Source organism: Burkholderia territorii (genome assembly GCF_001718335.1).
In the GTDB taxonomy this organism is placed as follows: Bacteria; Pseudomonadota; Gammaproteobacteria; order Burkholderiales; family Burkholderiaceae; genus Burkholderia; species Burkholderia territorii.
On the sequence record NZ_CP013365.1, the window covers coordinates 1,175,558 to 1,196,689 of the forward strand.

Below are 21,132 nucleotides of genomic sequence, written 5' to 3' on the forward strand. Positions count from 1 at the left end.
GGCACACGATGCGAAACCTTACCCCGAACAGTCTGAATCGCGCCGTTCGCACGCTCGGCACTTCGTTGCTCGCGCTGGCCGCGCTGATGGCCGGCACGTCCGCGCATGCCGCGCAAACCGCACCGGCCGACAGCGCACTTGTCGCACGCGGCGCCTATCTCGCGAAAGCGGGCGACTGCGTGGCGTGCCACACCGCGCCGCGCGGCGCGCCGTTCGCCGGTGGCCTGAAAATGGTCACGCCGATGGGCGCGATCTACACGACCAACATCACGCCCGATCCGGACACGGGCATCGGCGGCTATACGGAGGCCGAGTTCGCGAGTGCGCTGCGCTCGGGCGTCGCGAAGGACGGCCATCACCTGTATCCGGCGATGCCGTATCCGTCGTACGCGAAGCTGCGCGACGACGACGTGAAGGCGCTTTACGCGTACTTCATGCACGGCGTCGAACCGGTGAAGCAGGCGAACCGGGCGTCCGACATTCCGTGGCCGCTGAACATGCGCTGGCCGCTGGCGCTGTGGAACGCGGTGTTCCTGGACACGACGCCGTACACCGACAAGCCGGCGAAGGATGCGGCGTGGAACCGCGGTGCGTACCTCGTGCAGGGGCTCGGACACTGCGGGTCGTGCCATACGCCGCGCGGCGTCGGCTTTCAGGAAAAGGCGCTGGACGAAAGCGGTTCGGCGTTCCTGTCGGGCGCGTCGATCGACAACTGGTTCGCGTCGAACCTGACCGGCGAGCACAATACCGGGCTCGGCCGCTGGAGCGATGCGGATGTCGCGCAATTCCTGAAGACCGGCGCGAACCGGCATGCGACCGCGTTCGGCTCGATGGTCAGCGTGATCAATCACAGCACGCAGGAACTGACCGACGACGATCTCGCGGCGATGTCCCGCTATTTGAAATCGCTGCCGGCGGCGGGCGGCACGGGCGCGCCGCCTTACCGTTATGATCCGAAGCCGACCCAGGTCGCGCTGGGCCGGCCGGCGAACGATCCGGGCGCAAAGGTGTATAACGCTTACTGCCTGAATTGCCATGGCGCGGACGGTCGAGGCTACGCGCCGCTGCTCGCGCCGTTGGCGGGCAATCCGAACGTGCTCGAGGCCGATGCATCGTCGCTGATCAACGTGACGTTGAACGGCAGCGAGTCGCTCGTGATCGGCGGCGTGCCGTCCGCGTATCCGATGCCGGCGTTCGCGAACCAGCTGAACGACCAGCAGATCGCCGACGTGCTGACGTTCATGCGCGCCGGCTGGAACAACGGCGCGCCGGCCGTGCAGGCGGCGGACGTCGCGAAACTCCGCAAGGCGACGGCGGCTTCGCGCTGAGCGCGGCCGTACGTGGCGGATGACGACGCGCATGCGTGCCGCGTGCGCGTCGCCGAACGTCGCTGGGTGCAGGGCGCCCCGGCGACGCAGTGCTTTCTGTCAACCGGCGCGCGACCGTTCGCGGCAGCGCGCGATTTATCGACGCAAAACTGGGGTGTCTGGATGGCTAACGTGACTTATACGGATACACAACTGCTGATCGACGGCGAGTGGGTCGACGCCGCGAGCGGCAAGACGATCGACGTCGTGAACCCGGCGACGGGCAAGACGATCGGCAAGGTGGCCCACGCGGGCATCGCCGATCTCGACCACGCGCTGGCCGCAGCGCAGCGCGGTTTCGAAGCATGGCGCAAGGTGCCCGCGCACGAGCGCGCGGCGACGATGCGCAAGGCGGCCGCGCTGGTGCGCGAGCGCGCCGACACGATCGCGCAGCTGATGACGCAGGAGCAGGGCAAGCCGCTGACGGAAGCGCGTGTCGAAGTGCTGTCGGCAGCCGACATCATCGAATGGTTCGCGGACGAAGGCCGCCGCGTGTATGGCCGGATCGTCCCGCCGCGCAATCTCGGCGCGCAGCAGACCGTCGTGAAGGAGCCGGTCGGTCCGGTCGCGGCGTTCACGCCGTGGAATTTCCCGGTCAACCAGGTCGTGCGCAAGCTCAGCGCCGCGCTCGCGACCGGCTGCTCGTTCCTCGTGAAGGCGCCGGAAGAAACCCCGGCGTCGCCGGCCGCGCTGCTGCGCGCGTTCGTCGACGCGGGCGTGCCGGCCGGTGTGATCGGTCTCGTGTACGGCGATCCGGCAGAAATCTCGTCGTACCTGATTCCGCACCCGGTGATCCGCAAGGTGACGTTCACGGGCTCGACGCCGGTCGGCAAGCAGCTCGCGGCACTCGCGGGCCAGCACATGAAGCGCGCGACGATGGAGCTGGGCGGCCACGCGCCGGTGATCGTCGCCGAGGACGCGGATGTCGCGCTGGCGGTGAAGGCCGCCGGTGGCGCGAAGTTCCGCAACGCCGGCCAGGTATGCATTTCGCCGACGCGTTTCCTCGTGCACAACAGCATTCGCGACGAATTCACGCGCGCGCTGGTCCAGCATGCGCAGGGGCTGAAGGTCGGCAACGGCCTCGAGGAAGGCACCACGCTCGGCGCACTGGCGAACCCGCGCCGGCTGACCGCGATGGCGTCCGTCGTCGAGAACGCGCGCAAGGTCGGCGCGAGCATCGAGACCGGCGGCGAGCGGATCGGCTCGGAAGGCAACTTCTTCGCGCCGACGGTGATCGCGAACGTGCCGCTCGAGGCCGACGTGTTCAACAACGAGCCGTTCGGCCCGGTCGCGGCGATTCGCGGCTTCGACAAGCTCGAGGACGCGATCGCCGAGGCGAACCGTCTGCCGTTCGGGCTGGCCGGCTACGCGTTCACGCGTTCGTTCGCGAACGTGCACCTGCTGACGCAGCGCCTCGAAGTCGGGATGCTGTGGATCAACCAGCCCGCGACGCCGTGGCCGGAAATGCCGTTCGGCGGCGTGAAGGATTCGGGCTACGGCTCGGAAGGCGGGCCGGAAGCGCTGGAACCGTACCTCGTCACGAAGTCGGTGACGGTGATGGCGGTCTGACGATCGTTCGCGTTTGACCACGTGCGTGCCGCGGCTTGCGCGGTACGCACGCGGCGCAGCGTCGACGAAGGCCGGGCGTTTTGCTCGGCTTTGTTGTTTGTGGGTTGTAGGGCCGGGATACCGGGCCCCTTCATGCGGCGCGGAAAGATCGTCGTTGTGGTGTTGTGCGGCGGAGGCGAATCGACGCGGAAGAAGGGCATCAAGGCGGCGAAGCAACTCGCCGGCGAACTGGTGGATTGAGTATGAAAATCAGCGAACTGGTCGAATTCGACGGCTCGAAGTACCTGAAGGACGAGGAAACGATTCGTCACTATCTGGCGCAAGCGTTCGAAGATGGCGATCCGCGCCTGATCCAGGCCGCGCTCGGGAACGTCGCGAAAGCGCGCGGCATGACCGCGGTCCGGCGTAAAGCGCGCTGTCGGAAGGTGGAAATGCGGAGTTTGCGACGATCATAAAGTTGTTGGTGCCTTGGGACTGCACCGACGCGCCCGCGCCCGCGCTGCGACGCACGCGTAACGACGAAAGCAGCTATGAGGAACGCTGTTCAGGAATTGATGGCGAGGATGAGGAAAGCCGGCTCTTAGACTTTACATAACATGAATTATCGATAATTTCTGTTGTAGTGGCTAGATTGAAATGTCCGCTTTTGGCTACATAGAAATGTCCGCTTTCGGGCCGCGTAAGCCTGTCCAGCCGCCGGTTTCCCGGCGCCGGAGGCTTCTTCAGAACGTGGCGAACAACTCCTCGTCGCGTACGGGCCCGGCGTCATTCCAGGCTCGCTAACGCCATGCGCACGGATCGCAGTGCTGTCATCCTAATGCGCAGTACGCCGCAACATCGTCGTGTCGTAACCGAGCGCCCGGACGCGCTCGGCAAGCGCCATGGCCTGTTCCGCTGAGGGCTTCGCGTCGCGCGTCAAAATCCACAGGAACCGACCCGACGGTTCACCGACAATCGACCACGAGTAGTCGTCGGCATGATCCAGCACCCAGTAATCGCCGAAGAAGAACGGCCCGAAGAACGACACCTTCAGCTTCGCGTTGCCGCTGTCGGCCACGATCCTTGCGCGCCCGTCCGAGGTTCGCGCGCGGCCGTCCGGGCTACCTTCGCGACAGGTATTGCGCACGCCGATGAGACCGTCTTCCCGCTTCGCATACTCGGCCGTGACGCCGTCGCATCCGCGCTCGAAGCGGTTTTCATAGCGCGCGAACTCGTACCATTTGCCGACGTACCGATCGAGATCGACGGCTTTCGCGGGTTGCGGAACGTGCGTATTGCCGCTTGGCCCGCCGGCGACACCTGCGCATCCCGCAAGCACCAGTGCGGCGCCCGCCACGATCGCCCTCGCCGTCCTCCGCGGTTGGTCAGCGATACTTCGCTTCATTGAATATCTCTCCAGACACGAAACCGGATCATTGTGCACTCAACGACCGATGGTCCGCAGCATCCGCCCCGCGTTACGCCCGCCTGCATCCCCGCGGACGCATCGCTCGTATCTGACTGAGGATCTTGCAACGAGCGTCGCCCTGCACGTCGTGCGGCGCGCATCATCGATCGTTCAATCGAATGCATCCGACAGTGCTATATTTCGCTCGACACTCACACCATGGCTATCCGCGCCATCCATTTCGCATGAGCGACACGCCGAGCGGTGCCAGCGGCTTCGATCAGTCAGCCCCTTCGCGCGATGCCGATGCGGATGTCGCGCGCCGCGAACATCTGAATCGGCTGATGGCTCGGGCAGCCGGCGGCGATCAGGCGGCCTTCGCGGAGTTATACCGGCTGAGCGCATCGCGCGTGTTCGGGACGATCGTGCGCATGCTCCACGATCACGGGGAAGCCGAGGATCTCCTCCAGGAGGTCTACACGACGGCGTGGCGACGCATCGAGACATTCGATCCGGCGCGCGGTGGCGCGATGACATGGCTGATCACGCTGGCGCGCAACAGGACGATCGACCGTCTGCGGCAGCATCGCGACGCGCAGCTCGACGACGAACAGGTGCTGGAGCTTCCCGACGAGGATCCGACGCCCGCCGCGCTGGCGGAGGCAACACAGGAACGTCAGCGCCTCGAGCGCTGCCTGTCGCAGCTCGATCCGCAGCAGGGTCGCGCGGTGCGCGAGGCTTTTTTCAGCGGTGCGACCTACAGTGAGCTGGCAGCGCGGCTGCGCGTGCCGCTCGGAACCATGAAGAGCTGGATCCGGCGCAGCCTGATGCAGCTGAAGGTATGCCTGGAGCAATGAATACGCCGGCCGATCACGATCCCGAATTGCGCTGCGCAGAATACGCACTCGGCGTGCTCGACGCAGACGCACGCCGCGAGCTGGAGCAGTCCGCCGCGCGCGATCCGGCGTTGCAAGCCACGCTCGAGCGCTGGCAACGCCGCTTCGCCCCGCTCGCGGACGACATCACGCCCGTCGACCCGCCCGCGCGCATCTGGACGCGGATCCAGCACGACCTTGGCTTCGTCACGCCGCCGCGCGCTCGCGACGCCGCGCCGCCCGGCGGATGGTGGAACAGCCTTCGACTGTGGCGCTGGGTCGGCATCGGCGCGAGCGCGGCTGCGCTCGCGCTGCTCGCGGTCAACGTGATCCGGATGGACGAAGCGCCGCCGCGCCCGGCCGCCGACGGCGGCCACTACATGGCGGCGACGCTGGCACGATCGGATGGCACTGCACAGTGGACCGCCACGGTCGACCTGAAGCGTGCCCGAATGGTCGTCGTGCCGGCTAACACGCCGCCGATCGCCGCGGATCGCTCGACGGAGCTGTGGCTGATTCCGCAGAATGCGAAGCCGATCTCGCTCGGGGTATTCGCGTCCAATGCGCCCGCGTCGATGACGCTGCCGCCAGCGATCGTCTCGCAACTCGGCGCACGCGCGGTGCTCGCCGTGTCGCTCGAGCCTCACGGCGGCTCCCCGAGCGGCCAACCCACCGGCCCGGTGCTCGCCACCGGCGCGATGCACATCACTTGACTTGATGCCGGCGACGCGCGCGCCACGCGGCAAGCGTGGCGGCGTGCGTTCGTTGCGTTGTCGGTCGACGGGGTGCGCGCTTGATCTTGTCGCATCCGGTTGCATCCGTTCGGTCCCCGGCTCCGTATAAGGGAATATCGCGTTCCCGGAGCCCGTATGCCCGCCGTCGCCGTCGCCCTCCTCGCCCTGGTCGGACTGATCGTGTCGTTCACGGCGGTGTGGATCACCCAATTGCATTCCCGGAACGCCGGGATGATCGATCCGGTCTGGGCCGCGACGCTCGGTGGCGTCGCCATGTTCGTCGCGGTGCTGGCTACCGGCGCGGAACTGAACCGTGCGCTGGTGGCCGCGGGCGGCGGCATCTGGGGGCTGCGACTCGCGTGGCACCTGTGGCGGCGCAATCGCGGCCAGCCGGAGGATCCGCGCTATCGGCAATTCCGTCTGCAGTGGGGCGACGCCGCGTCGCGCAACATGTTCTGGCTGTTCCAGTTGCAAGCGCTGATCTCGATGTTCCTGTCGGTCGCGTTCTTCGTCCCGGCATATAGCGCGCAAACGCCGTCCCGGTTCGCGATTGCAGCGGCGATCGCGATCTGGATCGTTGCCGTCGCGGGAGAGGCTGCCGCCGACCGCCAGCTCAAGCGATTTCTCGCGGATCCCGCGCATCGCGGCCAGGTCTGCCGCGCCGGCTGGTGGCGCTATTCGCGGCACCCCAACTATTTCTTCGAGTGCGTGCACTGGCTCGCGTACGCGGCGCTGGGAATCGGAATGCCGTGGGGATGGCTGACGCTGATGCCGCCCTTCCTGATGGCATGGCTGTTGATCAAGGTATCCGGCCTGCCGTTGCTCGAAGCGCGTCTGGTGCAGACGCGTCCGGGCTACCGCGAATACATGCGCACGACCAGCGCCCTCGTTCCGTGGCCGCCGAGGCCGGCGGACAACACTTCCCCCACTCGCCCCGATCACCCTCAGGACCGGAGTACGCGCTCATGACCGCCACCACCTCGCAACCCTCCGCGGCCTCGACGTCCGCCCCCAACGACGCCTGGCTGATTCGCTGCTGCGAGCGCGGCTGGCTGCCCGATACGCTGATTCGGGCCGGCATGCGTGCACTGATGCGGCAACGTCTGCGCGCCGAGCACGCATACGACGCAGAGCTGCGCAGCGCGGCGCTCGACGCGCTGGTGCACGAGCTGCAAGCAAGCCCGATCGCAATCGAGACGCATGCGGCCAATACGCAGCATTACGAGGTGCCAGGCAGCTTCTTCGAGGCGCATCTCGGCCCGAGGCTCAAATATTCGTGCGGCTATTACCCGCGCGGCAACGAAACGCTGTCGCAGGCCGAGGAGGCAATGCTCACGTTGTATGCGCAGCGCGCCGAGCTCGCGGACGGCCAGCGCATTCTCGACCTCGGCTGCGGCTGGGGTTCGTTGTCGCTGTGGCTCGCCGAGCGGTACCCGGCGGCGCAGATCGTCGGGCTGTCGAATTCGTACGGTCAGCGTCACTTCATCGAACGATGCGCGGCGCTGAAAAGGCTGACGAATTTGCGGATCGTGACCGGCAACGTGGCGGAGTTCGACTTCAATCCCGCGGAGGCCGGGTTCGACCGCGTGCTGTCGATCGAGATGTTCGAGCATATGAAGAACTACGGGCAACTGCTCGCGAAGATCTCGCGCTGGATGCGCGACGACGGCAAGCTTTTCGTGCACATCTTCGCGCACAAGCTGCTCGCCTATCACTTCGCGGTGCGCGACGACACCGACTGGATGTCGCGCCATTTCTTCACGGGCGGGACGATGCCGTCCGCCGATCTGCTGCTGCGGTTCCAGGACGACGTGCGCATCGCTCGCCAATGGTGGCTCGACGGCACGCACTACGCCCGCACGGCCAATCATTGGCTCGAGTCGCTCGACGCGGCGCGCCAGCGGATCATGCCGATTCTCGAAACGGTGTACGGCGCCGACGCCCGCATCTGGTTCCAGCGCTGGCGGATGTTCTACATGGCTGTCGCCGAGCTGTTCGGCTATGCCGGCGGGCAGGAATGGGGCGTCGCTCACTACCTGTTCGACAAGCGCCGGGGCCACGCGTGAGCCCCGCCGTGTCGTGCCGGATGTTCCGCCGCGTCGCCATCACGGTCGCGACGGCGCTCGCGCTCGGCGCTGCGGGCTGCTCGGAAAGCCCGCCGAACCCGAATCCGCGCGCCGGCATTCCGCTGTCGACCGTGCCCGTCGATTTGCCGCGCTACATGGGTCGCTGGTACGTGATCGCGAATATCCCGTACTTCGCCGAGCGCGATTTCGTCGGCAGCCGGGCCGAATGGAGCCTGCGCGACGACGGCAGGATCGACGACGCATTCGTCGGCCGCAAGGGCGGCTTCGCGCAGCCCGAGAAGCGCTATCGGTTCGTCGACGCCGTCAAGCCCGGCAGCGGCGGCGGCGAATGGCGCGTGCGGCTGTTCTGGCCGATATATGTCACGCAACTGACGCTCTACGTCGATCCCGACTACCGGTACACGATCCTCGGCTACCCGGGCAAAACGCTCGGCTGGATCTTCTCGCGCGAACCGGCAATGGACGACGCCACCTATCGCGCGCTGCTCGCGCGGCTCGATGCGATGGGCTACGACACGTCGCGCTTCAGGCGGGTGCCGCAAACGCCGGATCAGATCGGCAAGCCGGGCTTCGCGTCGCCCGGCGATCGCGAATGACGGCAGCACGTGCATCCGCAGCGTGCCCCGCCCCGTATATCCGCACATGTCGTTCCCAACCTGCTCTCGTGATTGACGGAGACCATTCGCGATGTACCCGGATCTTTCAGTGTCGCCGCCCGGCCGGCGGATCGCCGTCGTCGGCGCCGGCATCGCCGGCCTTGCCAGCGCGTATCTGCTGGCCCGCCGTCACCGCGTGACGCTGTTCGAGGCCGCCGACTATCTCGGCGGCCACACGCACACGGTCGACGTCGAGCTCGACGGCGCACGCCATCCCGTCGACACGGGATTTCTCGTATTCAACGAACGAACCTATCCGAACCTGATCGCACTGTTCGACGAACTGGGCGTGGCCACCCATTCGACCGACATGTCGTTTTCGGTTTCGGTCGACGGCGGCCGGCTCGAATGGGCCGGCAGCAATCTGAACACGGTGTTCGCGCAACGCCGCAACCTTTTCTCGCCGACCTTTCTCGGGATGTTGCGCGACATCCTGCGCTTCAATGCTCGCGCACACGATCACCTCGAATCGGCGAGCCGCGATCGTCTTTCGGTCGGCGAGCTGCTGGCCGCGGGCGGCTACGGCGCACCGTTTCAGCATCACTACCTGTTGCCGATGGCGGCGGCGATCTGGTCGAGCGCGGCCAACGACATCCTGCGGTTTCCGGCGGCGACGTTCCTGCGCTTCTGCCTGAACCATGCGCTGTTGCAGGTCAACAACCGGCCGCCGTGGCGAACGGTCCTGGGCGGCGCGCGGCAGTACGTCGAGCGCATCGCCGCGACGCTCGACGACGTGCGCGTGAATACGCCGGTCCGCACGATACGGCGTGACGACGCGGGCGTCACGGTGGCCACCGACACGTCCGGTCACGAGCGTTTCGACGCAGTCGTGCTCGCCTGCCATGCGCCGACGAGCCTCCGGCTGCTCGCGGATGCCAGCAACGCCGAGCGCGACGTACTCGGCGCCGTGCGCTACCAGCGCAACGTCGCCGTGCTTCATGCCGATACGGCGTTGCTGCCGCGTCGGCGACGCGTATGGTCGGCATGGAACTATCTGAGCGGGCGGACGGCGCACGGCGGCGGCGAATCGCCGGTCTGCGTCAGTTACCTGCTCAACCAGTTGCAGCCGCTGCCCTTCGGCTCGCCGGTCGTCGTCACGTTGAATCCGGTCGACGAGCCCGCGCCCGGCACGCAGCTCGGCCGCTACGATTACGAGCACCCGCTGCTCGACCTCGCGGCCGTGGATGCGCAGCATCGTCTGCCGATGCTGCAAGGGCGGCGCAATACGTGGTTCGCGGGCGCATGGACGGGTTACGGGTTCCACGAGGATGGTCTGAAGTCGGCGTTGCGCGTCGCCTACGATTTCGGCATCGCGCCGGCCTGGGCTCGCCCATGAACGCGCCCTTCGTCCGCGACGGCGTGGCCGCCCTGCTGCTCGTCGGCACCGTGATGCATGAACGGCTGCGGCCGGTGCGCCATGCGTTCACGTATCCGATCTTCCAGGTCTGCTGCGACATCGAACGGCTGGCGGAGATCGATGCGAGCTGGTTCGGCATCGATCGCTGGGCGCCGCTCGCGCTCGCTTCGCGCGACTACGGCCCGCGCGACGGCCGGGCGCTGGGCCCGTGGATGCGCGATGTCCTCGCGCAGGCCGGCATTCCGGCCGACGGCCCGATCTGGCTGCAGACGATCCCGCGCATCTTTGGTTACGCATTCAATCCGGTGAGCTTCTGGTATTGCTACGACCGCGCGGGCCGGCTGCGCGCGCTGTACGCCGACGTACGCAACACGTTCGGCGCGCACCACGGCTACCTGCTGAGTGCGATGCGCCACGCGCCGATCGAAGCAGACACCGTGCTCGTGTGCCGCAAGACGTTTCATGTCTCGCCGTTTTGCGACGTCCTCGGAGATTACGCGTTTCGCGTGCGTCAGCGCGGCGATCATCTGGGCGTGGCGATCGACTATTGCGACGACGACGGCCCGCTGCTGCGCACGGCGATCGGCATGCGGTCCGCACCGCTGACCGCGGCACGCGCATGGCGTGCGTTGGCCCGGCAGCCGCTGAACGCGATCAACGTGATCGTCCGCATCCACTGGCAGGCGCTGCGGTTGTGGCTTGCGCGCGTGCCGTTTTACGGCAAGACGCCGCCCGGCCGTTCCGCCGCGGCCGATTCGTTCTTGTCCCGTTCGCCGGCCCCGCCGTCTCGCGGCCGCTCGGCGATGTCCGATCACGAGGCTCGTCCATGACCTTGCTGCGCCTGCTGTCTTTCGCATCGCAACCGGCGATGCCGCTCTCGGCCCGTTTGTTCATTGCCCTGCTACGGCGGATCCATGACGGTCACCTGACGCTCGTGACGCCTGAAGGCGCGCAGCATGTGTTCGGCGATCCGCACCGCCAGCCGGCCGCGACGCTGCAGATCCGCGACTGGCGGGCGTGCCGTGCGATCCTGCGCGCGGGCGACATCGGCTTCGCGGAAGCCTTTCGCGCCGGCTGGATCGACACACCCGACCTCGTCGCGCTGTTGCGCGTGGCGATCCGCAACCAGCCGGTGATCGCGAAGACGGTGACCGGCGGCCGCGTGGCGCGCGTCTGGTACGCGCTGCGCCATCGGCTGAGGATGAATACGCGGGCCGGCAGCCGCCGCAACATCCACGCGCACTACGACCTCGGCAACGAATTTTACGGGTTGTGGCTCGACGACACCTGGACGTATTCGAGCGCCTGCTTCGACGGCGACGCGCAGCGGTCGCTGGCCGACGCGCAAACGGCGAAGTATCAGCGCATCGTCGATTCGCTCGGCCTGCGCGCCGGCATGCGCGTGCTCGAGATTGGCTGCGGTTGGGGCGGGTTCGCCGTGCACGCTGCACGGCAGGGCATCCGCGTGCATGGCGTCACCATCTCGCAGGCGCAGTACGCGCTGGCCCGCGAGCGCATCGCGCGCGACGGGCTGTCCGATCGGGTGACACTCGAATTGCGCGACTATCGCGACCTCGACGGCCGATACGACGCGATCGTGTCGATCGAGATGTTCGAGGCCGTGGGCGAAACGTTCTGGCCGGCGTACTTCGACACGCTCAGGCAGCGCCTGAAGCCCGGTGCTCGCGCACTGATCCAATCGATCACGATCGCCGAGTCGCAGTTCGACGCGTACCGCGCGTCGAGCGACTTCATTCGCGAGTTCATCTTTCCCGGCGGAATGCTGCCGAGCCCGGAACGCTTCGTCGCCGCGGCGCGGCGGGCCGGCCTCGCCGCCGAGCCGGTGCTCGCATTCGGCGACGACTACGCGCGCACGCTGCGCACCTGGCGGGCGACGTTCGAGGCTCGCGTCGATTCGGTGCGCGCGCAACGGTTCGACGAGACGTTCATTCGCACCTGGCGCCTGTATCTCGCCTATTGCGAAGCGGGTTTCGCCGAGCGGCGAACCGATGTGATGCATTTCATCGTGTCGTCGGCCAGCTGACATGTGGCGCCGGCTCGCGATGCTCGCCACGGTCGTGGCGCTGGCTGCACCGAGGTACGCCGGCGCGAACTGCGTCGACGATATCGCCTCGGCGCGCCTGATCGGATCGGGCCGGTTCTGCTTGCTGGGCATCTGTCTGTACGACGCCCAGCTTTGGGCGCCCCGCCCTCCCGGCGGGTTCGACACGCCGTTTGCGTTGTCGCTGGCCTACCGCCACGACGTGAAAGGCGAGCGGCTCGTGTCGACCGGCATGGACGAGATCGAGCGCCTCGCACCCGCGCCGCTGCCGGCTGCGACGCTCGACGCATGGCGCCATGACCTCGAACGTGCGTTCGCGGACGTATCGCGTGGCGACGTGCTTTGCGGCGTGTATTTTCCCGAGCGCGGCGCACGCTTCTACACCAACGGCCGCGTCACGGCCGACGTGACCGACACGGCATTCGCGCGCGCGTTCTTCGCGATCTGGCTCGACCCGCGCACGCGCGCAAAATCGTTGCGCCGTCAGTTGCTGGGCGACGATGGACGCTGACTGGACGGTGAGCGATGGCGAGTGGCTCGTCGTATCGATGCGGTTAGCGTCGATCGGCGGGTTCGTCACGGATCCTTCTCGACGCGAGACTTGCGATGGTCAACAACACGCACTTGCCTGAAAAGATATGCGAGACCTGCGGCTTGCCTTTCAGCTGGAGAAAGAAATGGAAGGTGGTTTGGGAGGAAGTCCGGTATTGCTCGGAACGTTGCCGCCGGAATCGACGGTCGCCGTCGAATATGAAGACGAACGCTTCACGTCGCTGAATTCGCGTTGACGAGTCGATCGCGCAGGCGGGCTCGCCAGCGCGGCCACTCCCCTTCCCCACAGCAGCCTGGATTCACGCATGCGATCGCTTCCAGGCGATTCGATCTCCCCCGCATCAGCTCGCATTGCGCGCCGTGAAACCGAGGTGATGTCCGCTTGCGCGGACCGCGGTGTATCGAGTCTCGCCGCGATGACACGCGAAACCGGGACAATCTTGACTCATGCATCGGATTGGCCTGCTCGCCGGCGCATTTCATGGTGTGTTGATCCCATCCTCCATTCCACATTCGTTGACGTCGTAAACCGTTTCGCACGCACAATCTGCACACGATCTCGTCCAAATACCAGATGTTTACACGCTTTTCCCGCCGTTCCTCATCGCTCGCACGATATTTGACGCAAATTTTCCCGATGCAATAATCATGATGAATCATGTTTCCGCTTCACTTTCCCGAAAATTTGCATACAATCCCCCCTGTGACGAACGAATCGACGGAGAGACGCCCGTGCCAACACGCAACCACGACATCAAGCCGCGCCGGTTCCCGGCCTGTCGCGCTTCGTCGATGGCGCGCGCGACCGTCGTCGTCACGGTACACAGCCCGTCGCACCGTGCCGGGGCGGCGCACGGCCGGCGGATTGCGTCGCGCTTGCACGTCGCCGCGCGGCAGCGCGACCAACGCGGAGAGTGGCGCTCGACGCAGGTGATCGGGCGGTGTGCAAGCGCCGCGGTGAACCTCGCGCCGGGCGAACCGGGATCGAACGCAGCGGCTCGCACGTGCCCCGCGCTGCTCGTCATGGGCGGCCTGACGGTGTCAGACGAAACCTTCGAGCGAGCCGGCCTGCAGGTCAGTCAGCGCGTCGAATCCGTGTCGCGGGCACTGCGGCAGCCGGGCCTTGCCGTCGACGCGCTGATCGCCGAGGTCACGTCGTTGCACATGGATCTGGCGACCCGGTTCGTGTCGCTGGCATGGGCGCGCCGCGCGCGCGCGGCCGCGATCGTCTATGAGTACGGCAGCGTGCAAGCCCTCGCGCTGATCCGACTGGCAGGCTTCCACGCGTTTCGCTCGGTCGGCGGCCAGATCGACCTGGGATTCGTTCTGGCGAAGTTGCAAGAGTCCGTCGCCGTCACGCGTGCGGAGAAGCCGGCGGCAACCGGCCCGGTACTGCGGTTGCACCGGCAGGTCGACGGCTGGATCGCGGCATCGCCGAACGACCCGTCGTGCGCATTCGCCGCCGGATCTCCGGTAACGCTGGCGCGGCGCCATGCATGCCCGCGCGCGCGTGAACGTCACCTGATGGACGCATCGCCGAAATGGCGGCGGCGCCGTTCGCCCGGCTTTTACCCATGGAATGCGACCCGATCGCGCATCGCTTCGGTCGTGATCCATTGCATAGCCACCTAACCTCCAGAAGCGAACCGAAATGGGAAATCTGATCGACGCTCCCGAGCACACCTTGACCGCGATCGACGAGGGCATGCCTCTGTCGCACATCATTCGTCGTCGACTCGAGAACGCGGGCGCGCGCTTCCACGCAAACGACAACATCGCCGCGCACCTGCGCGACGGCGAGCTGGATGCGTTGCAAAACGAAGTTGCGCAGGGAATGGAAGCCGTGCTGCGCTCGCTCGTGATCGACGTCGACAATGACCACAACACGCGCGAAACCGCGCGTCGCGTCGCGAAGATGTTCATCCGCGAAGTGTTCGCCGGCCGCTACGACGCAGCGCCGTCCGTCACCGAGTTCCCGAACGTCGAGCGGCTCGACGAGTTGCTGATCGTCGGGCCGCTGCGCGTGCGCAGCGCGTGCTCGCACCATCTTTGTCCGATCATGGGCCGCATCTGGATCGGGGTACTGCCCAGCGCGACGTCGAATCTGATCGGCCTGTCGAAGTATGGACGGCTCGTGAACTGGGTCATGACGCGCCCGCAAATCCAGGAGGAAGCGGTCAAGCAGATTGCCGACCTCCTCGAATCGCGCATCTCGCCCGACGGGCTTGCCGTCGTACTCGAGGCCGAACACTTCTGCATGCATTGGCGCGGCACCAAGGACGACCAGGCAAAAATGACCAACAGCGTGATGCGCGGAAAATTTCTCGAGGACGCGTCGCTGCGCCGAGAGTTTCTCGCTTTGCTGTCGGGAAAGAATTCGTAGGGCGCGCGGCGGGCATTCGCGACGAATGCGCCGGCGCAATGCGCGGTCACGATCCGCGTCCGCTCGTCACTGCGGCGCGCAACAGCAGGAAGCTCAAAGCCATGCGGAGTTCTCGATGAACTGTTCGCACGATTCACTCCGCGAGCCCTCGGACGAAGGGCGATCGACGATGCAGCATTCGGGCAGGCAGCAACGCCGGGGCGCGTCCCGTGGCAGGTCACGCCAGGGCGGCCGAACCGAATCCACCGCCGACGCGGTCATTCAGCCCGACGCGGTAGTCGAGTCGCATGCAGAAATCGACCAATTGCTGTCGCGCGTCGCCACGGGGGACGAGCATGCGTTTGCCCGGCTGTATCAGTTGACGGCATCGCGACTGTACGGCGCGATCCTCCGGATGATTCGCGATCACCACGAAGCGGAGGATCTGCTTCAGGACGTCTTCACGACTGCGTGGCGCCGCGCCGATTCATTCGACGCAAGACGCGGCACGGCGACGACGTGGCTGATGACGCTCGCACGCAATCGAACCATCGACCGGATCAGGCAGCATCGCGAGATCCCGCTCGACGACGAGCTGGCGCTGTCGATCCCGGACGAGAGCCCGACGCCCGATCTCGGCGCGCAGGCGAGCGAGGAGCGCCTTCGTCTGGAGCGCGGGCTCGCGCATCTCGGCGAGCGCCAGGCGTATGTGCTGCGAGAAGCATTTCACGGCGGTGCTTCGTATGCGGAGCTGGCCGAACGCATGCAGGTGCCGCTCGGCACGATGAAGAGCTGGATTCGTCGCAGCCTGATGCGACTCAAGATCTATCTCGAGCAATGAGCGCGCGCTGCGGGGCATCTTTCCGCGCATCGTGCGCCGCACGAGAACAATAGATGGTGGCCAACGCCCCGTAGCATGCGCACGCGAGCCGGCGGCTTCATGGTGCCGTCGGCTCGACTTCGTTCGCTGCGGTGACGGTGAGCAAAAAACCGACGTGGCGATTCAAAGCGATTCGATCTTGTCGATCACGATTTCCGCCTGCTTGCGTATCTCGCGGACCATTTCACCGTCGAACCGGTCGAGTTGCCGATAGACCATCGCAAGTCGATGGTTGTGTTGCAGAGCATCACGATGCCGGTCGAAGAAATTCCAGTAGAGGACGTTGAACGGGCACGCGTGCTCGCCAGTGCGACTGCCGTGGTCATACACGCATCCCTTGCAGTAGTTGCTCATGCGATTGATGTACGCGGCGCTGGAAACGTACGGCTTGGTGGCCATTGCGCCGCCGTCCGCGTATTGGCTCATGCCCAGCGTGTTCGGCATCTCGACCCATTCGAACGCGTCGATGTAGACACCGAGGTACCACTCATGCACTGCGTGCGGATCCAGCCCGGCCAGCAACGCGAAGTTGCCGATCACCATCAGCCGCTGGATATGGTGCGCATGCGCGTGTTCGAGCGACTGCTGCAGCGCGTGCGACATGCAGGCCATCCGCGTGCTGCCGTCCCAGAACCAGTGCGGCAGCGCGCGTCGATGATCGAATGCGTTGCTCCGTTCGTAGCCCGGCATTCTGGTCCAGTAGACACCTCGCACGAACTCGCGCCAGCCCAGTATCTGCCGGATGAATCCTTCGACCGCCGCAAGCGGTGCAGCGCCGGTGCGATACGCACGCTCGGCCCGCGCGACGACTTCGCGCGGATTCAACATCTTCACATTGAGCGCGAACGACAACATCGAGTGAAACAGGCGCCGCGCACTCCCGTGCATCGCGTCCTGGAACTGGCCGAAAAACGGCAGTGCGTGCTCGACGAAGGATTCGAGGCATGCGAGCGCCTCGGCGCGATCGACGGGCCAGCGGAAATCGCCGGCCGACGGCTCGCCGAAGCTGCGCACGCCCGCCGCAACGATCTGTTGCCACAGCGCGCGATGATCGTGATGTGGACGCCAGTCGGCCGGTTCGGCGGGCGCGCCCGACCACGCCTTGCGGTTTTCGGCATCGTAATTCCACTGCCCGCCTGCCGGCCGCCCTTGCGCGTCGACCAATACGCGATGCCGCACGCGCATGCTTCGGTAGAAGCGGTCCATGACCCACGATCGGCCCGTTCCCAGCACACGCCCGACCTCGTCGCGCGTCGTGTAGAAATGGCCGGTATCGACGGCGCGAACCGGCATGCTCGCCGCTGCCGCATACGCGCTCAGTTGCTGGTCGAGCCGCCATTCGTCGGGCAGCAGATACTCGATGCACGCTGCGCCGTGCAGTTCGGCGACGCTGTCGAGGTTGGCTGGAATGGCCTGGCGATTGAGCGGGTCGTCGATCTCGATGTAGTGCACGCGATGGCCCGCAGCGCGCAACAGCCTCGCGAAGCGACGCATCGCCGCGAAGATGGCAATCAGCTTCTGAGCGTGATGGAGCGTGTAGTCGGTCTCCTGCCGGACTTCCATCAGCACGTAGATCATTTCTCCCCGGACATCGGAAAACCAGTGATGCCCCGGGTCCAGCTGGTCACCGAGCACGAGCCTTAGAGTCTTCATGGGACGCTGCGTCATGGATGATCGTTACCGGGAGAGGCGCAGGGCATCAAGTGCGTTAAGGCACCGGCGCGGCCGCGTTCGAAACATTCTAGCCGCACCCCGCTTCGCGAACCATATTTCCGGACGAAATTCCGCCAATTGAATCACTTTCCCGCTTCATATTTCATGCAAACTGCGTACAATTCCGAGACAAACCCTCGTCAACTTTAGGAGAGCCACGATGCCCCCTCGCAAGGATCGCGACACACCTCACCGCTATCGAAGCGGCGAGGCCGCGCGCCTGGCGCGCATGCCGGCAGCAACGCTGAGGATCTGGGAGAGACGTTATGGCGTGGTTGCTCCGCCGAAGACACCGTCCGGACAACGGATGTATTCGGACGACGACGTCCAGCGCATCCGCTTGCTGAAGGCACTCGTCAATCAAGGACACGCGATCGGTACGATCGCCAGCCTGAGCCGCGAGGAACTCGAAGCGTTGTCGCTGACGGATACGCGTGGCCCGGCATTGTCCGACACGGCGGTGAGCCTCGCGGTCGTCGGCGCGCTTCCGATTTCTGAATCTGCGCTGGAGCGCATGGGAATCCGGATCGCCGCGCATATCGACTCGGTCGACGACGCGGCCGAACATGCGGATACATCGGCGGATGCACTCATCGCGACGACCACGTCGCTCCACGAGGATGTCGTTTCGCAGCTCGCTGCCGTCGCGCAAAAGCTCAAGGCGCAGGCGGTGGCCGTCGTGTACGCGTTCGGCACGGCGGAGGCAACCGAACTGGCGCGGCTGTCCGGGTTCGAGCTGTTCCGGTCGACGGAAGGCCAGACGAACCCCGCATCCATCATTTCGAAACTGGCGCATGCGGTCGTCAAGGCTCGCCAGTCGGAGGAGACCGAGCGCGGGCTCTGGCTGCGCACGCGGCGACGCTTCGACGAAGCGACGCTCGCGTCGCTCACCGGGCTGTCCACCACCGTCAAGTGCGAGTGCCCGCGCCACCTTTCCGAATTGATCATGCAGCTCAGTGCATTCGAGCGATACAGTGACGAATGCGTGTCGCGCTCGCCGGCCGACGCACTGCTGCACCGCCATCTTGGAGACGCAGCGAACCGGGCGGCCGAATTGCTCGAGACGGCGCTCGCCGTCATCCTTCGCGAAGAGGGCCTGGGCGGAACGACGCCGGATCTGAAGGCGCTGTAGCGCCGCACGTGCCGCCGACCGTGGCGATCCGTTCGCGGCGAAAGCCGGCATGACTGCGCGCCGGGCGTGCCGGGCATTTCGTCGCGCGCGGCAGGCGAGCGGCGCGCGTCGCGCTGTCGCGATTCGTTTGCCGATGCTTGCTTGCCTGGCAGGTCGGTGCGCCGACACGCCGATTTCCGGCGCACATGTATGCGCGTGCGCGCGCAACGCAGCGTTTTCCTCGATCACCGCGCGGAAACGGCCGAGTGCGCCGCCGTGCCTGATGCCGCCGCCTTTCCGCTGGTCGGCCCGGCGGGCGCCGCGTGCGCGGTGCGCGTGACGAACGCCGAGAGATCGTCGAGCACCGACGCCCTTCCCCTCAGCGGCGCGCCCAGCACACCGACGATCGTCGCGTGGCTGACCTTGTCGTAACGCACGACCGCGACCCTGTCGCCCGCATTCTGCAACGCCCGTGCGAAACGCCATGTGTTGCCGGGCTCGACTACCGTGTCGTTTTCCGCAATGGCCAGCCACATCGGCGGCTCGGTGCCCTGGATGAATCGAATCGGCTGGCTCGCGGCGCGCGCCTCCTGCGGAAATATCCGCTCGAGTGTTGCGTCACGCAGCGGCAGGAAGTCATAAGCGCCGGCCAGCCCGATCACGCCGGCAATGTCGCTCTTGTGCATCTGCCGCGCCGCCAGATAGCGGCCGTCGGTCGCGAGCAATGCGGCAATCTGAGCGCCCGCGGAGTGCCCCATCAGAAACAGGCGACGGGGGTCGCCGCCGAACGCAGCCGCGTGTTCGCGCGCCCACGCCACCGCCTGCGCGGCATCGTCCACGAAGCCGGGAAAGATGGTCGCCGGATATGTCCTGTAGTCGGGCAACACGGCAACGAAGCCCCTCGACGCCAATGCCTCGCCCACGAAAAGGTAATCCTTGCGCTCGCCGGACTGCCAGCTTCCGCCGTAGAAGAACACGACGACAGGGACGCCGGCTGCCGCATCGGCCGGCCAGTCGTCCACGACGCGGGCGGGCACGTACACGTCGAGCACATGACGCTCCCCAGGGCCGTACGGAATATCCGCAAACAGGCTGAACGTATATCGCGGCGTCAGCGCGTTCAGGAGCCGCACCGGATTGCACGCGGCGAGCAGGCCGACCGCGAGCAGCATCGTCAGCACGGCCAGTCCCACCTTGATGTTCATCCAGGTCTCCGTATCCGACGATTCCAGGCAAATGCGGCACCTGATACGAGGCTGTACGAAACATGAACGAAAGCGGATGCATGCGTCGCACGGCAGCGCCCCGCTGCCCGCTCTGGGGCCACGATCCGATATTCGTCGTGCAGGTTGCCGAGGCGATCGGCGACGGCATGGCCGCGTTCGAACGCGCTGCGCAACGCTGAACGGCCGGCCGGGGGGCGGCTCTCGGCCCGTCGCTCCCGTCCGGATTGTTCCGTTGCGAGCTGCATCCGCCCGCAACGCAGCGCCGTATAAGGAACGGGATACAAGGACGAACCTGAATGCCGACCATCACGCATCGCAAAGTCATCGTCCGCGAATGGACGCACACCTTCGACGATACAGAGCCGTCTGCGACGGTTGTATCGCATGCCGATTTTCCCGTGCCGCGACGCGGGCCACTCGGCAGGACCGGCTTCGCGCGCCGTCGCGCCGGCCGCAGCGTTTCGCTTTTGCAGGCTCGAGTGCCGCCGACACACGCATGCATGGCGAGCATGCCGATACCGGTGTCGCACGAACCATCATGACCCGCGTGCCGAATCGACGACCATCGAGCGTGCGCGGCCCGGAGGCAGCACGCATGTGCGTGTATCTCGCGACGACACAGATCGGATGGCTCGTTTGCGTGATGACGGCCGCATCGCACCGCGCCGCATGGGGCGTCGCCTATGCGGTGATCGCGACGGCCGGCCATCTGCTGTACGCGGATCGACCGTCATGCGAGGCGCGACTCGTGATCGCGATCGTGGTGTGCGGATGGTTATGGGACAGCGCCGTGGCCCATTCGCGCCTGGTCGAATACCCGAACGGCGTGCTGCTCCCCGGTACGGCGCCGTACTGGTTCGCCGGGCTGTGGGCGCTGTTCGCGATCCAGCTCAACACGCTGCTGTGCTGGCTCAGGCGCCGCCCGCTCGTGTCGGTTCTCGTCGGCGCACTCGCCGGCCCGGCGTCGTTTCGCGCGGGTGCGGCGCTGGGCGCCGTTCATTTCAACGAGCCGGCTGCAGCGCTCGTCGTCATCGCAACCGGTTGGGCGTTCATCTTGCCGGCCTCGCTCGCGCTGGCAACGCGTTGGGACGGAATGACCCGGGACGCTGCGCCGGCGAGCAGCCGGGACCGCATGTACGACATCCGCTCCGGCTAAAGACGGAGAACGTTCGAACCGAACGCGCGACACGTCCG

At 66.3% G+C, this 21,132-nt stretch carries 19 protein-coding genes and 3 pseudogenes; 19 read left to right on the forward strand and 3 right to left on the reverse strand.

From position 1 onward, the window contains the following. Positions 1–8: 8 nt before the first annotated feature. From WS51_RS05260 to WS51_RS32790, 4 genes and pseudogenes are all read left to right on the forward strand, one after another. On the forward strand, positions 9–1,328 hold the full coding sequence (locus WS51_RS05260; RefSeq protein ID WP_060117499.1) for a c-type cytochrome: 1,320 nt from the start codon (positions 9–11) through the stop codon (positions 1,326–1,328). Between the two features lie 162 nt (positions 1,329–1,490). Next, the gene (locus tag WS51_RS05265) at positions 1,491–2,936 is read left to right on the forward strand and encodes an NAD-dependent succinate-semialdehyde dehydrogenase (RefSeq protein WP_069229131.1); all 1,446 of its coding nucleotides are present in this window, start codon (positions 1,491–1,493) and stop codon (positions 2,934–2,936) included. A 106-nt stretch (positions 2,937–3,042) separates the two neighbouring features. Further along, positions 3,043–3,176, forward strand: a pseudogene (locus WS51_RS33085) (type II toxin-antitoxin system RelE/ParE family toxin); the annotation flags it as partial. A gap of 2 nt (positions 3,177–3,178) precedes the next feature. After that, positions 3,179–3,452, forward strand: a pseudogene (locus WS51_RS32790) (addiction module antidote protein). A 298-nt stretch (positions 3,453–3,750) separates the two neighbouring features. On the opposite strand, the gene WS51_RS05280 reads toward WS51_RS32790, so the two are convergent. After that, complete coding sequence (locus WS51_RS05280; RefSeq protein WP_069228713.1) at positions 3,751–4,320, reverse strand: lipocalin family protein; 570 nt, start codon at positions 4,318–4,320, stop codon at positions 3,751–3,753. 248 nt (positions 4,321–4,568) lie between these two features. Here WS51_RS05280 and WS51_RS05285 point away from each other — a divergent pair, with 248 nt between their 5' ends. From WS51_RS05285 to WS51_RS05340, 13 genes and pseudogenes are all read left to right on the forward strand, one after another. After that, a complete protein-coding gene (locus tag WS51_RS05285; protein WP_059507419.1) occupies positions 4,569–5,180 on the forward strand; it encodes a sigma-70 family RNA polymerase sigma factor in 612 nt (203 codons plus the stop codon). Then, complete coding sequence (locus tag WS51_RS05290) at positions 5,177–5,911, forward strand: anti-sigma factor (RefSeq protein WP_069228714.1); 735 nt, start codon at positions 5,177–5,179, stop codon at positions 5,909–5,911. The genes WS51_RS05285 and WS51_RS05290 overlap by 4 nt, the downstream gene beginning before the upstream one ends. A gap of 156 nt (positions 5,912–6,067) precedes the next feature. Further along, positions 6,068–6,901: a DUF1295 domain-containing protein gene (locus tag WS51_RS05295; protein WP_059507421.1), complete on the forward strand. Its 834-nt coding sequence runs from the start codon at positions 6,068–6,070 to the stop codon at positions 6,899–6,901. Next, a complete protein-coding gene (locus tag WS51_RS05300) occupies positions 6,898–7,998 on the forward strand; it encodes an SAM-dependent methyltransferase (RefSeq protein ID WP_069228715.1) in 1,101 nt (366 codons plus the stop codon). Before WS51_RS05295 ends, WS51_RS05300 begins: the two co-directional genes overlap by 4 nt. A gap of 20 nt (positions 7,999–8,018) precedes the next feature. Next, complete coding sequence (locus WS51_RS05305) at positions 8,019–8,615, forward strand: lipocalin family protein (RefSeq protein WP_151003398.1); 597 nt, start codon at positions 8,019–8,021, stop codon at positions 8,613–8,615. 91 nt (positions 8,616–8,706) lie between these two features. Beyond that, positions 8,707–10,011: an NAD(P)/FAD-dependent oxidoreductase gene (locus tag WS51_RS05310; RefSeq protein WP_069228716.1), complete on the forward strand. Its 1,305-nt coding sequence runs from the start codon at positions 8,707–8,709 to the stop codon at positions 10,009–10,011. Beyond that, positions 10,008–10,862, forward strand: a complete 855-nt coding sequence (locus WS51_RS05315) for a DUF1365 domain-containing protein (RefSeq protein ID WP_069228717.1) — start codon at positions 10,008–10,010, stop codon at positions 10,860–10,862. Before WS51_RS05310 ends, WS51_RS05315 begins: the two co-directional genes overlap by 4 nt. Beyond that, positions 10,859–12,076 carry an SAM-dependent methyltransferase gene (locus tag WS51_RS05320; protein ID WP_069228718.1) on the forward strand — a complete coding sequence of 406 codons (1,218 nt, stop codon included), beginning with the start codon at positions 10,859–10,861 and terminating at the stop codon, positions 12,074–12,076. The genes WS51_RS05315 and WS51_RS05320 overlap by 4 nt, the downstream gene beginning before the upstream one ends. A 1-nt stretch (position 12,077) precedes the next feature. Beyond that, complete coding sequence (locus tag WS51_RS05325) at positions 12,078–12,605, forward strand: chalcone isomerase family protein (RefSeq protein ID WP_059950944.1); 528 nt, start codon at positions 12,078–12,080, stop codon at positions 12,603–12,605. Between the two features lie 95 nt (positions 12,606–12,700). Next, positions 12,701–12,772: pseudogene (locus tag WS51_RS33145) on the forward strand (DUF2256 domain-containing protein); the annotation flags it as partial. A gap of 666 nt (positions 12,773–13,438) precedes the next feature. Beyond that, positions 13,439–14,278, forward strand: coding sequence for a hypothetical protein (locus WS51_RS05330; RefSeq protein WP_069228719.1), 840 nt, complete (start codon positions 13,439–13,441; stop codon positions 14,276–14,278). Between the two features lie 19 nt (positions 14,279–14,297). Continuing rightward, a complete protein-coding gene (gene folE / locus WS51_RS05335; protein WP_059450314.1) occupies positions 14,298–15,029 on the forward strand; it encodes a GTP cyclohydrolase I in 732 nt (243 codons plus the stop codon). 115 nt (positions 15,030–15,144) lie between these two features. After that, positions 15,145–15,849 carry a sigma-70 family RNA polymerase sigma factor gene (locus WS51_RS05340; RefSeq protein ID WP_069228720.1) on the forward strand — a complete coding sequence of 235 codons (705 nt, stop codon included), beginning with the start codon at positions 15,145–15,147 and terminating at the stop codon, positions 15,847–15,849. Positions 15,850–16,011: 162 nt separating this feature from the next. Here the strand turns inward: WS51_RS05340 and WS51_RS05345 are convergent, their stop codons facing one another. Next, complete coding sequence (locus tag WS51_RS05345; RefSeq protein WP_069228721.1) at positions 16,012–17,541, reverse strand: cryptochrome/photolyase family protein; 1,530 nt, start codon at positions 17,539–17,541, stop codon at positions 16,012–16,014. 220 nt (positions 17,542–17,761) lie between these two features. Between WS51_RS05345 and WS51_RS05350 the strand changes: the two genes are divergently transcribed. Next, on the forward strand, positions 17,762–18,733 hold the full coding sequence (locus WS51_RS05350) for a MerR family transcriptional regulator (protein ID WP_059792529.1): 972 nt from the start codon (positions 17,762–17,764) through the stop codon (positions 18,731–18,733). A 224-nt stretch (positions 18,734–18,957) separates the two neighbouring features. Here the strand turns inward: WS51_RS05350 and WS51_RS05355 are convergent, their stop codons facing one another. Beyond that, the gene (locus WS51_RS05355) at positions 18,958–19,917 is read right to left on the reverse strand and encodes an alpha/beta hydrolase (RefSeq protein WP_069228722.1); all 960 of its coding nucleotides are present in this window, start codon (positions 19,915–19,917) and stop codon (positions 18,958–18,960) included. Positions 19,918–20,476: 559 nt separating this feature from the next. Between WS51_RS05355 and WS51_RS05360 the strand changes: the two genes are divergently transcribed. Next, the gene (locus WS51_RS05360; RefSeq protein ID WP_081333547.1) at positions 20,477–21,094 is read left to right on the forward strand and encodes a DUF2878 domain-containing protein; all 618 of its coding nucleotides are present in this window, start codon (positions 20,477–20,479) and stop codon (positions 21,092–21,094) included. Positions 21,095–21,132: the final 38 nt, after the last annotated feature.